Raw genomic sequence first — 15,067 nt, forward strand, 5'->3', positions numbered from 1 at the left:
TCACATTCGGGCGTCACGCCAGGCGCGCTTCCGCCGGCGCGCCGGCCTTGAGCAGGCAGATTCGCTGGACCATTGCCGGCCGCGGGACGCCGACAAAGCCGTCTTCATACGCGACGACGTGCAATCCATCCACCATCGACGCCAGTCCGAGCAGTTCCCCGTGACGCAACAGGAAAGCCGGGTTGGAGGGCTTGCCAAATTGCTCATTCCCCTGCGCGAAGGTTTCGTAGATCAGCACGCCGCCTGCAGCAAGGCTGCGTACGAGATGGGGGAACAGCGGCCGGTGCAGGTAATTGGTCACGACGATGCCGGCAAAGCGGTTTTGCTCGAACGGCCAGACCGCGCCCTCGGCTTCGAGGTCGACCTGCCGGGTAGTGATGCCCTGCCCCGCCGCCATTGCAAGCGCCGCCGTATCGCGGTCGATCGCGAGCACCGCGCGCCCGAGTGCGGCAAGCAGGCGCGCGTGCCGTCCGCCGCCGCAGGCAAGGTCGAGCACCTCGCCTGACGGGATCAGCGGCGCGAAGCGCGCCACCCAGGCGGAAGGCGCATCGGTTGGCGGATGAGGAGGCAGCAGATCGGACACGGCGAACGTCAGCTGTAGCTCAGACCCATCGCCTCGCGCACGTCGCGCATGGTTTCCTGCGCCAGCTTGCGCGCCTTGTCGCAACCATCGGCGACGATCGCGCGGACCAGCGACGGATCGTCCAGGTACTGCTGCGCGCGCTCACGCATCGGCTCCTGCTCCTTCAGGATGCCGTCGACCACTGGCTGCTTGCACTCGAGGCAGCCGATACCGGCGGAGCGGCATCCCTTCATCACCCAGTCCTTGGTGTCCTGGTCGGAGTAGACCTGGTGCAGCTGCCACACCGGGCACTTTTCCGGGTCGCCCGGGTCGGTGCGCCGCACGCGCGCCGGGTCGGTCGGCATGGTCCGCACTTTCTTGGTCACGGTATCGCGGTCTTCGCGCAGGCTGATTGCGTTGCCGTAGCTCTTGGACATTTTCTGCCCGTCCAGGCCCGGCATGCGGGACGCTTCGGTCAGGCGCGCCTGCGGTTCCACCAGGATGATCTTGCGGCTGCCTTCGAGGTAGCCGAACAGGCGTTCGCGGTCGATCATCGACAGGTTCTGGGTTTCGTCCAGCATCGCCCTGGCCTGTTCCAGCGCATCGGCATTGCCCTGCTCCTGGAACGCGTTGCGCAATTCCGTGTACATGCGCGCACGCTTGCTGCCAAGCTTCTTGATCGCCTCCTGCGCCTTTTCCTCGAAGCCCTTCTCCCTGCCGTACAGGTGGTTGAAGCGGCGCGCCAGCTCGCGCATCATTTCGATGTGCGGCACCTGGTCCTCGCCCACCGGCACCAGGCTGGCGCGATAGATCAGCACGTCGGCCGCCTGCAGCAGCGGGTAGCCGAGGAAGCCGTAGGTGGCCAGGTCGCGATCGGCCAGCTTTTCCTGCTGATCCTTGTAGGTCGGCACCCGCTCCAGCCAGCCGAGCGGCGTCGCCATCGACAGCAGCAGGTGCAGCTCGGCATGCTCGGGCACCTTGGACTGGATGAACAGCGTCGCCTGCGACGGGTCGATGCCGGCGGCGAGCCAGTCGATCACCATGTCCCAGGTGCTGGATTCGATGATGCTCGGGTCGTCGTAATGCGTCGTCAGCGCATGCCAGTCGGCGACGAAGAACAGGCAAGGCAGTTCGGACTGCATCTTGATCCAGTTCTTGAGCGCGCCATGATAGTGGCCGAGGTGCATCGCACCGGTGGGGCGCATGCCGGAAACTACGCGATCGGGAAACATAGTGTCAGTTCAGTAAGAAGGTCAAGGGAGAAACGATGACGAGCAACGCGGTCTGGGCGAGGGTCCGTACCGGCGTCACCCAGTATTGCAGCAGATTCATGACGGCCAGGCCGATCACGATGAAAAATCCGTAGGGCTCGAGCTGCGCGAAACGATACGCCATCCTGTTGGGCAGCATGCTCGTCAGCACCCGGCCGCCGTCAAGCGGCGGAACCGGAAACAGGTTGAAGGCGAACAGCAGCAGGTTGAACCAGACACCCGCGGCCGCCATGTTCGCGAAGAACGGCTCGTTGATGTTCAGCACGCGCAGCGAGATCGCCATCAGCATCCACATCAGCGCCATCACCACGTTCGCCCCCGGCCCCGCGAGAGCGACCCAGGCCATGTCGCGCTTGGGTTTGCGCAGGTTGCTCCAATCCACCGGAACCGGCTTCGCGTAGCCGAAGAAAAAGGAACCGGAACTGGCCCAATACAGCAGCACCGGGATCAGGATCGTGCCGAGCGGGTCGATATGCTTCACGGGGTTGAGGCTCATGCGCCCCTGCAGGTAGGCGGTCGCATCGCCAAAGTAGCGTGCGGCATACGCGTGGGCGGCTTCGTGCAGCGTGATCGCAAAGATCACCGGAATTGCCAGGACGGCAATCGTTTGAATAATTTGATCCATGGCGGGGATTTTATCAGAGGGGGGTGGCGCGAGCCGGATGCGGCCCGCGCTGGCGTGAATCACTCACAGGCCGAACATCGCGGCGTCGCCGCGGCCTTGCCTCACGAGAACCGGCTCGCTGTCCGTCAGGTCGATCACGGTGGTCGGCTCCAGGCTGCAGGCGCCGCCGTCGATCACGCACTCGATCTGGCGTTCCAGACGGCTGCGCACGTCTTCCGGGTCGGTCAGGGGTTCGCTTTCACCGGGCAGGATCAGCGTCGTGCCGAGCAGCGGCTGGCCCAGCTCTTCCAGCAGCGCATGCGCAATCGTGTTTTCCGGCACCCGCAGGCCGATCGTCTTGCGCGACGGGTGGCTCAGGCGCCGCGGCACTTCCCTGGTCGCTTCGAGGATAAAGGTATAGGGGCCGGGGGTAGCCGCCTTCAGCATCCGGTACTGGCGATTGTCGACCCGCGCATATTGCGCGATCTCGCTCAAGTCACGGCACAGCAGCGTCAGGTGGTGCTTGTCGTCCACGCCGCGGATGCGGCGCAAGCGCTCCACTGCGGCCTTGTCGTCCAGATGGCAGACCAGCGCGTAGCAGGAATCGGTGGGCAGCGCGACGATGCCGCCGCCATGGATGATTTGCGCCGCCTGGCGGACCAGGCGCAACTGCGGGTTTTCGGGATGGATCTGAAAAAATTGGCTCATGAAAACGAAGTCTCAGTGAAGGCTGACTTGCGCAGCAAGTTAAGCAGCGCCGCTGCGGCCGAAACTAAAACGAAGTCTCAGTGAAGGCTGACTTGCGCAGCAGGTTAAGCAGCTTTAGCTGTGGCCGGAACAAAAAAACGGCGGTCTGTCACGACCGCCGTTGCAATGAAAAAATGTCATTCAGCTCAGTCCGCGCAGCGCAGCGATGCGCTCCTCGATCGGCGGATGGCTGGAGAAGAGCGCCGCAAATCCGGAACGGCCGCCATTGATGCCGAATGCCCTGAAGTTCTGCGGCATGCTTTCCGGCGCTTCCATGCCGCCGAGGCGCGCCAGCGCCTTGACCATCGGCTGCGGGGTGCCGAGCAGCCTGGCCGAACCGGCGTCGGCACGGAACTCCCGATAGCGCGAGAACCAGGCGACGATGATGGACGCGAGGATGCCGAACACGATTTCGCAGACGAATACCGTGACCATGTAGCCGATGCCCGGGCCGCGGTCCTCGTTGTTGCGGAACACCGTCTTGTCGATCATGTACCCGACCACGCGCGCAAGGAATACCACGAAGGTATTCACCACGCCCTGGATCAGGGTCAGGGTCACCATGTCGCCGTTGGCGACGTGCGCGATCTCGTGGCCGAGCACCGCTTCGACCTCGTCGCGCGTCATGCTCTCCAGCAGTCCGGTCGACACTGCCACCAGCGCGGAATCCTTGAAGGCGCCGGTCGCGAATGCATTCGGTTCGCCTTCATAGATGGCCACCTCCGGCATGCCGATGCCGGCACGTTCGGCGAGCTTTCTCACGGTATCGACCAGCCACAGTTCGGTCGAGGTCGACGGCGCGTCGATCACATGCGCGCCGGTGGACCATTTCGCCATCTGCTTGCTCATGAGCAGCGAAATGATGGCGCCTGTGAAGCCGACCACCAGCGAATACACCATCAACGCGCCCATGTTCAGCCCGTTCGCGGTCAGGTACCGGTTGACGCCCAGCAAGGACAGCACAACCGACATCACCAGCATGACGGCAAGATTGGTCGCCAGGAAAAGTACGATACGTTTCATGCAAAGCCTCCTTGTTTGTAGGCCAAGATTGGGTTTAATGCAGGGAAATTCAAGTGGCGAATGATGCCACAAACGCAAGCACGTTGCGCAGGAAAACCCGGGCTGAGCGCTTATACCGCCCAGTCGTGCCAGACAGGGGTCAGATTGGGCGGCAGCGCCGGCAATGCCCCGAGTTCGGTCTGCGACTCGCCCGGCGCGTGGAAGTCGGAACCGCGGGATGCGAGCAAGCCGTACTGCTGCGCGATCCGCGCGAAGCGGGCATATTCGTCGACGGTATGGCTGCCGGTGACGACTTCCACACCGGCACCGCCAAGCTGCTTGAACTCGGACAGCAAGGCGTCGAGTTCCAGGTCGGAGAGATCATAGCGGCCGGGGTGCGCCACCACGGCGATCCCGCCGGCGCCGCGGATCCAGGAAACCGCGTCGCGCAGCGTTGCCCAGCGATGCGGCACATAGCCGGGTTTGCCTTCGATCAGGTAGTTGGCAAAGACTTCCTGCACATCCTTGCAAGCGCCGGTTTCAATGATGTAGCGCGCAAAATGCGTTCTTGAAATCAGGTCAGGATTGCCCACGTGCTTGAGCGCCCCTTCGAACGCGTCCGGAATTCCGACGGCGGCGAGCTGCGCGGCCATCTCGTGCGCGCGCTGCTCCCGGCCGCAGCGGGTTCGCTTCAGGCCTTCCGCCAGGTCGCGGTTGTTCTCGTCGAACCGCAGGCCGACCACATGGATCGTGCGCCCCGCCCACGTCACCGATATTTCCACGCCGGTCACGTAACGCATTCCCAGCGCGGCCGCCGCTTCGCGCGCCTCGGCGATGCCGCCAATTTCATCGTGGTCGGTCAACGCCCATACGTCCACGCTGCCCGCCTTCGCGCGCGCGGCAACTTCCGCCGGCGCAAGTGCGCCATCGGATACATTGGAATGACAGTGAAGGTCGACGTTGAGCATGCGGAACCGGAGCGTGGAATCAGGTGCAACTATTGTAGCGCGCATGGGCGCCGTGCAGCACTTCGACATCCGGAAAATGCAGGCGATCCCGGGTCAGGCGAGGAATTGTTCGATCAGTGTTGCCAGGGCTTCCGGCTGGTCGTGATGCAACATATGGCCGGCATCGGCGATCGACGCGGTCTGCACGTCCCGGATGAAGGTGATACGCCGGTCGATCTCGACCCGCGCCGTTTCCTTCGCCCCCATCCAGCGCCACGCTTCGGTGTCATCCGCCTCCACCCACAGCACCGGCGCGGTGATCTCCTGCCAGCACGCCAGCACTTCCTCGATGCGGTAAAGGTTGGGATTAACCAGCTTGTGCGCCGGATCTCCCAGGATTTCCCATTCCCCCTGTGCATTCTCGGCGGCCCAATGGCGCGACAGGAAATCCGCTCGTTCGTCGGTCAGGCGCGGATTGTTCTTGCGCAGCCGCGCCTTCACCTCTTCCCGGCTTGCATAGGCGCGCATCAGCGGCGGGTCGCGCAGCTCGTCCAGCCATTTCGCATAGCGCCCGGGGGCCTGCTCCGGCCTGGTCGCGGCCAGGCCGAAGCCCTCCAGGTTGACCAGCTTGCGCACGCGCTGCGGCCGCGCGCCGGCATACACGCAGGCCACATTGCCGCCCATGCTGTGGCCGAGCAGGTCGACCGGCTGTTCCGGCGAATAATGCTGCAGGATCGCGTCGAGGTCGCCGAGGTAATCCGGGAACCAGTAGCAGTCGGCGCCCGGATTTTTCGTCGGGCCGAACCCGCGCCAGTCGGGCGCGATCACATGCCAGTCGCGCTGGAGGCAATCCACCACGAACTGGAAGGAAGCCGACACATCCATCCATCCATGCAGCATGAACAGCTTCGGTGCATCGCCATCGCCCCAGTGGCGGATGTGATATTGCAAGCCGCGCACGGGCAGGTACTCGGAACATGACGCTTTCATGGTTTTCTCGTTATCGGGTCAAGAATGGATTGCGCAGAAATCGGCATAATAGGCGGATTGCTATAAAAACAAACTTATAGAACGAGCGTTCGGTAATTATAGTGGAGAGGATATGGCGACCGCAGAGAGCAACACGCAAACGGATCGATACGACGAGCTGTACAACAATTTCCGCTGGCATGTGCCGGAGGAACTGAATATCGCGGAGGTCTGCTGCAGGCGCTGGGCCTGCGAACAGTCGCGCATCGCGATCCACTATGAGGACGATGAAGGGCGAAGCGCCACCCTCACCTACGCCGCCCTCTTCGAGCAGGCCAACCGCCTGTCCAATGTGCTGGCGGCCCTTGGCGCAAGGAAAGGCGACCGCATCGCCATCATCCTGCCGCAACGCACCGAAACCGCGGTCGCGCACATGGCGTGCTACCAGGTGGGCGCGGTGGCGATGCCGCTGTCCATCCTGTTCGGGCCGGAAGCGCTGGAATACCGGTTGCAGAACAGCGAAGCCGAGATCGCAATCGTCGACCGGGCCGGTTTCGACAACCTGCAGCAGGCGCGCGCCGCCTGTCCCGCATTGAAGCACGTGATCGGCGTCGACTGCGCGGCGGACGGCATGCTGGACTGGCAGACGGAACTGGGCAAGGCCGCCGATTCGTTCGATCCGGTGCGCACGCTCGCGAAGGACCCGGCGGTGCTGATCTATACCAGCGGCACGACCGGCGCGCCGAAAGGGGCGCTCATCCCGCATTCCGCGATGATCGGCAACCTGACCGGTTTCGTCGCTTCGCAAAACTGGTTTCCGCAGGACGGCGACGTGTTCTGGTCGCCGGCGGACTGGGCATGGACCGGCGGACTGATGGACGCGCTGCTGCCGTCGCTCTACTTCGGCATGCCGATCGTCGGCTATCGCGGCCGCTTTTCGCCCGACACCGCGTTCTACCTGCTCGAGAAATACGGCATTACCAATACCTTCCTGTTTCCGACCGCGCTGAAGATGATGATGAAGGCGTATCCGGCGCCGCGCGAACGCTTCAATCTGAAGCTGCGCGCGATCATGAGCGCCGGCGAAGCGGTCGGGGATACCGTGTTCAACTGGTGCCGTGACGCGCTCGGCGTGACGCCGAATGAAATGTTCGGGCAAACCGAGATGAACTATATCGTCGGCAATAGCGTGCACCAGTGGCCTGCGAAGCCGGGCAGCATGGGCCGCCCCTATCCGGGGCACCGCGTCGCCGTGATCGACGATGACGGCAACCTGGTCAAGCCCGGCGACACCGGCGAGGTCGCGCTGCACCGGAACGACATCCACGGCCACCCCGACCCGATCTTCTTCATTGAATACTGGAAGAATCCGGAGGCCACGCGCAACAAGTACACCGGTGACTGGTGCCGCACCGGCGACCTGGCGTCCCTGGATGAAGACGGTTACCTCTGGTACCAGGGCCGCGCAGACGACATGTTCAAGGCCGCGGGTTACCGGATCGGCCCTTCGGAGATTGAAAACTGCCTGGTGAAACATCCGGCGGTGGCCAACGTTGCGGTGGTGCCGAAACCGGATGCGGAACGCGGCAATGTGGTGAAGGCCTATATCGTGCTGACATCCGGCACCGAGCGCGGCAGGGAGGCCGACGCGAAGCTGATCGCGGAACTGCAGACGCATGTGCGCGGCAAGCTCGCGCCCTACGAGTATCCGAAGGAAATCGAGTTCATCGATGAACTGCCGATGACCACGACGGGCAAGGTGCAGCGCCGCATCCTGCGCCTGCGCGAACAGGAGCGCGCGGCACAGGGGCCGGCAGCCTAGCGGAAGAAAGCGTCATTCCTTTTTCGGTTGTTGCTGCTGCGCCTGTTCCGCTTCGCTCTGGAGTTTTTGGCCGAGCTGCTGCAGCCCCTGGCCGGCCTTTTCCGCCACCTTGTTCAGTTCCTCGCCTGCGCGCGAGGCGGCCTGGTCGACCTTCTGGCCCGCCTGCTCGGCCGGCCCTTTTTCGCCGGTCGTGGTCTCCCTCTTCTCGCAGCCGGAAAGTACGCCGGCGAATACGGCGACTGCCATCAGCAGCGCTGCGGATTTTGCTGATCGAAACATGGATGCTCTCCCCTGATCACGTTACCAAACCGGCGCCGGACATCACGCCCGGTGCCACGGGTAAACAGACCCTTGCAGGCAGTCCAAGTTTCCCGCTCACTGTTACAAAACGTACAAGGAGAATCAGGAGCCGAGCGCGGCCAGCTCCGCATCGCTGAAACCGGCTCTGCGCCTCGCTTCAAGGTTGAACGGGCCGCGCAGCGGCGGCGCCTTGTAATCGGCCGCAAGCTGCGCATAGGCCGCGAGCGGCTCCAGGCCCCGTTCCGCGCACAGCCAGCCGAACCAGCGGTTGCCGATCGCCACGTGGCCGATTTCGTCGCGCAGGATGATGTCGAGGATCGCGGCGGCCGCCGCGTCGCCCGCCTGCGCCAGTTTCGCCCGCACCGCCGGCGACGCGTCGAGCCCGCGCGCTTCCAGCGTGCGCGGCACCAGCGCCATGCGCGCCAGCACGTCGCCCCCGGTTTTTTCCGCCATGTCCCACAGGCTGTTATGCGCAGGGAAGTCGCCGTAACCGAAGCCGAGCGCATGCAGATGCGCAGCCAGCAGCGAAAAATGCTCGGCCTCTTCCCGCGCCACGCGCAGCCAGTCGCTGTAATAGTCGCGCGGCATGCGGGGAAAGCGCCAGATCGCATCGAGCGCAAGATTGATCGCATTGAACTCGATATGCGCGAGCGCGTGAATCATTGCGGCGCGCCCTTCCGCGGTTCGCATCGAGCGATGCCTTACCTGCAGCGGCGGCACGAGTTCAGGGCGCGCCGGGCGGCCGGGTATCGGCGCTTCGGGAACCAGGAGAGCCGCAGGATCGAGCGGAATCGCCCCTGCCGTCCAGGCCGCGTGCAAGGACTGCACTGCTGCCGTCTTGGAAGCGGCATCGCACTCGCACAGGCACTGCAGGGCGGAGGTGCGCACTTCCGGGGACGCGATGGAATTCCGGCCGGACTCTGAGGTCATGCGAGGGGGGGTAAAATGTCGGTTTGACCAAACTCTTGATTTTACGGAATTCCATGGCCATCTACCAATTGGGCGAACATGCCCCCGCAATCGATCCATCGGCCTATGTTGCCGACAGTGCAAACGTGATCGGCAAGGCTCGCATCGAAGCCAACGCCAGCATCTGGTTCGAGGTCACGATACGCGGCGACAATGAGTTGATCACGATTGGCGAAGGCAGCAATGTGCAGGAAGGCTGCGTGCTTCATACCGACCCCGGCTTTCCTCTTACCGTTGGCAAGAACGTCACGGTGGGCCATCAGGCAATGTTGCATGGCTGCACGATCGGCGATGGGGCGCTGATTGGCATCCAGGCGATCATCCTGAACGGCGCGAAGATCGGCAGGAACTGCCTGGTCGGCGCGGGCGCACTGGTGACGGAAGGCAAGGAATTCCCGGACAACTCGCTGATCATCGGCTCGCCGGCCAAGGCTGTGCGCACTCTGAGCGAGGAGGATATCGCCCGGCTGCACGGCAATACCGCCAATTATGTGAAGCGCGGCCAGCTCTTCAAGCAGGAACTCAAACGAATTGGATAATGATGGATACGCTGCAACGTTTTATTTTTGAAAATGCCGCCGTGCGCGGCGAACTGGTCGAGATCTCGGACACCTGGAAGCAGATCCAGGCGCGCAAGGATTACCCCGCGCCGGTGCGCACCCTGCTTGGCGAACTGCTGTCGGCGGCCGCGCTGCTGACAGCGAACCTGAAATTCAACGGCATGATGATCCTGCAAATGCACGGCGACGGTCCGGTCAAGCTGCTGGTCATCGAATGCGACTCGGACCTGCGCCTGCGCGCCACGGCCAAGCTTTCCGAGAATGCGGTGATCCCGGAAGACGCCACGCTCAAGCAGCTGGTCAACGTGCACGGCCACGGGCGCTTCGTGATCACGCTCGACCCGAAGGACAAGCTGCCCGGGCAGCAACCCTACCAGGGTATCGTGCCGCTGGACGGCGATTCGGTTGCAGTGGTCATCGAAAATTACATGCTGCGTTCCGAGCAGCTGGACACGAAGCTGTGGCTGGCCGCCGACGAACAGGTATCGCGCGGCCTGCTTCTGCAGAAACTCCCGCGGGAAGGCGGCACCGGCGTGCAAACGGCCAACGATGCGGAAGCGTGGAATCACACGGTCGTGCTGGCGTCCACCGTGCGCAGCGAAGAGCTGCTGTCCACCGACATCCAGACGCTGCTGCGGCGGCTGTTCTGGGAAGAGACGATCCGGGTGTTCGAACCGCACCATCCGGTGTTCCATTGCAGCTGCAGCCGGGAGAAAGTGGGCAACATGCTGATCATGCTGGGCAAGCCGGAAATCGACGGCGCGCTGGCGGATCTGGGCAAGCTCGCGATCAACTGCGATTTCTGCGGACAGCTTTATGAGTTCGACAAGGTCGATTGCGCGCAGCTGTTCGCGACCGACAATGCAAGCGATGCGATGCAGCCGGCGGGGAAGGCGCGGCATTGACGGAGGGACGCTGATTGAAACGCCGTCCGCACGATGCTGCCGAGGATCAGTTCGTGTTCGGCGGCGGTTTCGGCGAGGCGGATTCCGCACCGCGCGCGTTCGGCTCCAGGATCTGGATGAAGAGTTCCCCGTCCTTGATCATGCCAAGCTCGTAACGCGCACGCTCCTCCACCGCACCGGTGCCGTCGCGCAGGTCGTGCACTTCGGAGTTCAGCTTCGCATTGCGCGCCTTCAGCTCGTCATTCTTCTTCTGCGCCGCCGCAACCTGCCCTTCCAGGTCCCATACGCGCAGCCAGCCGCCCTTGCCCAGCCATAGCGGATACTGGATCAGGACAAGAAGGACGGCAAGGCTTAAGGTGATCAGGCGCATGCGAGCATTCTAAATAGAAATCTGGGGGCTTGCGCCCCCAGATCCCCTTTCAGTCCAATTTTTGTTACCGCAGGTTGTAAAACGCGTTACGACCCGGGTAGCTGGCGATGTCGCCAAGGTCTTCCTCGATGCGCAGCAGCTGGTTGTATTTCGCGATGCGGTCGGAACGGGACATCGAACCGGTCTTGATCTGCAGCGCGTTGGTGCCGACCGCGATATCGGCAATCGTCGAGTCTTCGGTCTCGCCGGAACGGTGCGAAATCACCGCGGTGTAGCCGGCGCGCTTGGCCATTTCGATCGCCGCGAAGGTTTCCGTCAGCGTGCCGATCTGGTTGATCTTGATCAGGATGGAATTGGCGATGTTCTTCTGGATGCCTTCGCGCAGGATCTTGGTGTTGGTCACGAACAGGTCGTCGCCCACCAGCTGCACCTTCTTGCCCAGTGCGTTGGTCAGCGTCGCCCAGCCGTCCCAGTCGTTCTCGGCCATGCCATCCTCGATCGAGATGATCGGGTACTTGTCGCACCAGGTCGACAGCAGGTTGGTGAAGTCGGACGAGGACAGCGACAGGCCTTCGCCTGCGAGCTGGTATTTGCCATCCTTGTAAAACTCGGAAGCCGCGCAGTCCAGGCCCAGCGCAATCTGCGTGCCCGGCTCGTAGCCGGCCTGCTCGATCGCCTGCAGGATCAGCTTGATCGCTTCTTCATGATTGGCCACGGACGGCGCGAAACCGCCTTCGTCGCCGACCGCGGTGGTCAGGCCCTTGTCATGCAGGATTTTCTTGAGGGTGTGGAATACCTCGGCACCGTAGCGGATCGCTTCGCGGAAGCTCGGCGCACCGACCGGAATGATCATGAATTCCTGCAGGTCGAGGTTGTTGTCGGCGTGCGCGCCGCCATTGATGACGTTCATCATCGGCACCGGCATCTGCATCGCGCCGGAACCGCCGAAATAACGGTACAGCGGCAGGCCGGATTCTTCGGCCGCAGCCTTCGCAACCGCCATGGAAACGGCCAGCGTCGCGTTCGCGCCCAGGCGTGCCTTGTTTTCGGTGCCGTCCAGGTCGATCAGGGTGCGGTCGAGGAAAGCCTGTTCATTGGCGTCCAGGCCCATGATCGCTTCGGAGATTTCGGTGTTGATGTTTTCGCAGGCCTTCAGCACGCCCTTGCCGAGGTAACGGCTCTTGTCGCCGTCACGCAGCTCGATCGCTTCGCGCGAACCGGTGGAGGCGCCGGACGGCACGGCCGCGCGGCCCATGACGCCGGATTCCAGCAGTACGTCGCATTCGACGGTGGGATTGCCGCGCGAGTCGATCACTTCGCGGCCGATGATGTCTACGATGGCACTCATTCACTATCTCCAGATCAAAGAAAATTCCGTGGGGCGCCGCAGGACGGGCTCCTGGCGCCGGATTCTTTCGCATTATTGCCAAACGGTGCGGGCCCGCACCGGAATACCGCAAAACCGATTACGAAAAATCGGTTTCCAGGAAGCCCGCTTTCTTGACGACGCGGTCGAGTTCCACCAGCGTCGAGAGCAACTCTTTCATGCGGCCGAGCGGAACCGCGTTCGGGCCGTCGGATTTGGCTTCGGCCGGTGTCGGATGGGTTTCCATGAACAGGCCGGCAATGCCGACCGCGACCGCGGCGCGTGCCAGTACCGGCACGAATTCGCGCTGGCCGCCGGAGGACGTGCCCTGCCCACCCGGCAATTGCACCGAATGGGTCGCATCGAACACCACCGGGCAGCCGGACTCGCGCATGATCGCCAGCGAGCGCATGTCCGAGACAAGGTTGTTGTAGCCGAAGGACACGCCGCGCTCGCAGGCCATGAAATTGTCCTGTTCCAGCCCGGCTTCCCTGGCCGCGTCGCGCGCCTTGTCGATCACGTTTTTCATGTCACCCGGCGCGAGGAACTGGCCTTTCTTGATATTGACCGGCTTGCCCGACTGTGCGCAGGCGCGGATGAAATCCGTCTGGCGGCACAGGAAGGCGGGGGTCTGCAGCACGTCCACCACCGACGCGACCGGCTTGATCTCGTCGATCTCATGGATATCGGTCAGCACCGGCACCCCGATCTGCTTCTTCACCTCGGCCAGGATTTCCAGGCCCTTCTCCATGCCCAGTCCACGGAAGGACGAGCCGGACGAGCGGTTGGCCTTGTCGAACGAGGATTTGTAGATAAAGGGGATACCGAGCTCGCCGGTGATTTCCTTCAGCCGGCCGGCGGTGTCGAGCGCCATCTGCTGCGACTCGATCACGCAGGGGCCGGCGATCAGGAAGAACGGCCGGTCAAGCCCTGCTTCGAAACCGCACAACTTCATGCTGCTTTCCTCTCCGACGCCGTCTGCTTGTGCTCAAGCGCTGCCTTGATGAAGGAAATGAACAGCGGGTGGCCGTCGCGCGGCGTTGATTTGAATTCCGGGTGGTATTGGACGCCGACGAACCACGGATGCGCATTTTCGCCGTTGCGCGGCAGCTCCATGATTTCGCACAGGCCTTCGTTCGGCGTGCGCGCCGACACGATCAGGCCTGCTTCCTCGACACGAGTGAGATAATGGTTGTTCGCCTCATAACGGTGGCGATGGCGTTCGGTGACCTTGTCGCCGTAGATTTCCGCGGCGATCGTGCCCGGCTTCACCGCGCATGTCTGCGCGCCAAGGCGCATGGTGCCGCCGAGATCGGAATTGACGTCGCGGCGCTCGACCTTGCCGTCGTGATTCTGCCATTCGGTGATCAGCGCGACCACCGGCTGTTCGGTATCCGGGTCGAATTCGGTCGAATTGGACCGCACGAGGCCGGCCTTGTTGCGCGCGTATTCGATCAGCGCCACTTGCATGCCGAGGCAGATGCCGAGATAAGGCACCTTGTTCTCGCGCGCATAGCGGGCAGCCGCAATCTTGCCTTCCACGCCGCGCTTGCCGAAACCGCCCGGCACCAGGATCGCGTCATACTTGGCAAGGTTGCCCACGCCCTTGGCTTCGATCTCTTCCGAATCGATGTACTCAATGTTGACGCGGCTCTCGGTGTGAATGCCCGCATGGCGCAGCGCTTCGGTGAGCGACTTGTAGGATTCGGTCAGGTCGACGTACTTGCCCACCATGCCGATCGTGACTTCCGCCTTCGGATGCTCCAATGCGTACACCAGCTTGTTCCAGACCGACAGGTCGGCCGGTTTGGGAGATATGCCGAGCTTGTCGCTGATGATCCGGTCCAGGCCCTGGTCATGCAGCATCTGCGGAATCTTGTAAATCGTGTCGGCATCCCAGACCGAGATGACGGCATCTTCCGGCACGTTGGAGAACAGCGAGATCTTGGCGCGCTCGTCGTCCGGAATGCGGCGGTCGGCGCGGCACAGCAGCGCGTCGGGGGAAATGCCGATTTCGCGCAGCTTCTGCACGCTGTGCTGGGTCGGCTTGGTCTTCAGTTCGCCGGCGGAGGCGATGAACGGCACCAGCGTCAGGTGCACGAACGCGGTCGCGTTGCGGCCGGCGCGCAGGCTCAGCTGGCGGGCAGCCTCGAGAAACGGCAGCGACTCGATGTCGCCAACCGTGCCGCCGATCTCCACCAGCGCCACGTCGAAGCCTTCGGCGCCGCGGTGGATGAAGTCCTGGATTTCATTGGTGATGTGCGGGATCACCTGCACGGTCTTGCCGAGGTACTCGCCGCGGCGCTCCTTGCGGATCACGGATTCGTAGATCTGGCCGGTGGTGAAATTGTTCACCTTCTTCATCTTGGCGGTGATGAAGCGCTCGTAGTGGCCGAGGTCGAGGTCGGTTTCGGCGCCGTCATCGGTGACGAACACTTCGCCGTGCTGGAACGGGCTCATCGTTCCCGGATCCACGTTGATGTAGGGATCGAGCTTGATGAGGGTGACTTTGAGTCCGCGCGATTCGAGGATCGCAGCGAGAGATGCGGCTGCAATCCCTTTGCCCAGGGATGAAACAACGCCGCCAGTGACGAATACAAACTTGGTCATTGCTGAGATGTGCCGGACGGCACGTGCGGGAAATTCAAATTATAACCCAAACCAAACCCGGGA

General features: G+C 63.0%; 16 protein-coding genes. 3 read left to right on the forward strand and 13 right to left on the reverse strand.

What is annotated here, in order from left to right; genetic code table 11:
• Positions 1-13: 13 nt before the first annotated feature.
• From VEC01_RS17145 to VEC01_RS17175, 7 genes are all read right to left on the reverse strand, one after another.
• Positions 14-583 (reverse strand): class I SAM-dependent methyltransferase, encoded by a 570-nt coding sequence (locus VEC01_RS17145; RefSeq protein ID WP_324902125.1) that lies wholly within the window; start codon positions 581-583, stop codon positions 14-16.
• Positions 584-591: 8 nt separating this feature from the next.
• Entirely contained in the window at positions 592-1,794 is a 1,203-nt protein-coding gene (locus tag VEC01_RS17150) for a tryptophan--tRNA ligase (RefSeq protein WP_324902126.1), read from the reverse strand.
• Positions 1,795-1,798: 4 nt separating this feature from the next.
• Positions 1,799-2,458, reverse strand: coding sequence for a site-2 protease family protein (locus VEC01_RS17155; RefSeq protein ID WP_324902166.1), 660 nt, complete (start codon positions 2,456-2,458; stop codon positions 1,799-1,801).
• 63 nt (positions 2,459-2,521) lie between these two features.
• Positions 2,522-3,145 (reverse strand): L-threonylcarbamoyladenylate synthase, encoded by a 624-nt coding sequence (locus VEC01_RS17160; protein WP_324902127.1) that lies wholly within the window; start codon positions 3,143-3,145, stop codon positions 2,522-2,524.
• Positions 3,146-3,325: 180 nt separating this feature from the next.
• A complete protein-coding gene (htpX, locus tag VEC01_RS17165) occupies positions 3,326-4,207 on the reverse strand; it encodes a protease HtpX (protein ID WP_324902128.1) in 882 nt (293 codons plus the stop codon).
• A 110-nt stretch (positions 4,208-4,317) separates the two neighbouring features.
• Positions 4,318-5,154: a 3',5'-nucleoside bisphosphate phosphatase gene (locus tag VEC01_RS17170; protein ID WP_324902167.1), complete on the reverse strand. Its 837-nt coding sequence runs from the start codon at positions 5,152-5,154 to the stop codon at positions 4,318-4,320.
• A 93-nt stretch (positions 5,155-5,247) separates the two neighbouring features.
• Positions 5,248-6,123, reverse strand: a complete 876-nt coding sequence (locus tag VEC01_RS17175) for an alpha/beta hydrolase (protein WP_324902129.1) — start codon at positions 6,121-6,123, stop codon at positions 5,248-5,250.
• Positions 6,124-6,235: 112 nt separating this feature from the next.
• Here VEC01_RS17175 and VEC01_RS17180 point away from each other — a divergent pair, with 112 nt between their 5' ends.
• Positions 6,236-7,924 (forward strand): acyl-CoA synthetase, encoded by a 1,689-nt coding sequence (locus VEC01_RS17180; protein ID WP_324902130.1) that lies wholly within the window; start codon positions 6,236-6,238, stop codon positions 7,922-7,924.
• Between the two features lie 12 nt (positions 7,925-7,936).
• Here VEC01_RS17180 and VEC01_RS17185 read toward each other — a convergent pair whose 3' ends face one another.
• On the reverse strand, positions 7,937-8,203 hold the full coding sequence (locus VEC01_RS17185) for a hypothetical protein (protein WP_324902131.1): 267 nt from the start codon (positions 8,201-8,203) through the stop codon (positions 7,937-7,939).
• 123 nt (positions 8,204-8,326) lie between these two features.
• Positions 8,327-9,154, reverse strand: a complete 828-nt coding sequence (locus VEC01_RS17190) for a ferritin-like domain-containing protein (RefSeq protein WP_324902132.1) — start codon at positions 9,152-9,154, stop codon at positions 8,327-8,329.
• 53 nt (positions 9,155-9,207) lie between these two features.
• Here VEC01_RS17190 and VEC01_RS17195 point away from each other — a divergent pair, with 53 nt between their 5' ends.
• The gene (locus tag VEC01_RS17195; RefSeq protein WP_324902133.1) at positions 9,208-9,732 is read left to right on the forward strand and encodes a gamma carbonic anhydrase family protein; all 525 of its coding nucleotides are present in this window, start codon (positions 9,208-9,210) and stop codon (positions 9,730-9,732) included.
• On the forward strand, positions 9,732-10,658 hold the full coding sequence (gene hslO, locus VEC01_RS17200; RefSeq protein WP_324902134.1) for an Hsp33 family molecular chaperone HslO: 927 nt from the start codon (positions 9,732-9,734) through the stop codon (positions 10,656-10,658). Before VEC01_RS17195 ends, hslO begins: the two co-directional genes overlap by 1 nt.
• A 46-nt stretch (positions 10,659-10,704) precedes the next feature.
• Here hslO and ftsB read toward each other — a convergent pair whose 3' ends face one another.
• The 4 genes from ftsB to VEC01_RS17220 form a co-directional block, all read right to left on the reverse strand.
• Positions 10,705-11,028: a cell division protein FtsB gene (ftsB, locus tag VEC01_RS17205; RefSeq protein WP_324902135.1), complete on the reverse strand. Its 324-nt coding sequence runs from the start codon at positions 11,026-11,028 to the stop codon at positions 10,705-10,707.
• Positions 11,029-11,092: 64 nt separating this feature from the next.
• Positions 11,093-12,376, reverse strand: a complete 1,284-nt coding sequence (eno, locus tag VEC01_RS17210; RefSeq protein WP_324902136.1) for a phosphopyruvate hydratase — start codon at positions 12,374-12,376, stop codon at positions 11,093-11,095.
• Positions 12,377-12,494: 118 nt separating this feature from the next.
• Positions 12,495-13,349 (reverse strand): 3-deoxy-8-phosphooctulonate synthase, encoded by an 855-nt coding sequence (gene kdsA, locus VEC01_RS17215; protein WP_324902137.1) that lies wholly within the window; start codon positions 13,347-13,349, stop codon positions 12,495-12,497.
• The gene (locus VEC01_RS17220; RefSeq protein WP_324902138.1) at positions 13,346-15,004 is read right to left on the reverse strand and encodes a CTP synthase; all 1,659 of its coding nucleotides are present in this window, start codon (positions 15,002-15,004) and stop codon (positions 13,346-13,348) included. The genes kdsA and VEC01_RS17220 overlap by 4 nt, the downstream gene beginning before the upstream one ends.
• Positions 15,005-15,067: the final 63 nt, after the last annotated feature.

Origin of the sequence: Noviherbaspirillum sp. (genome assembly GCF_035627455.1) — a bacterium.
Taxonomy (GTDB): domain Bacteria; phylum Pseudomonadota; class Gammaproteobacteria; order Burkholderiales; family Burkholderiaceae_D; genus Noviherbaspirillum.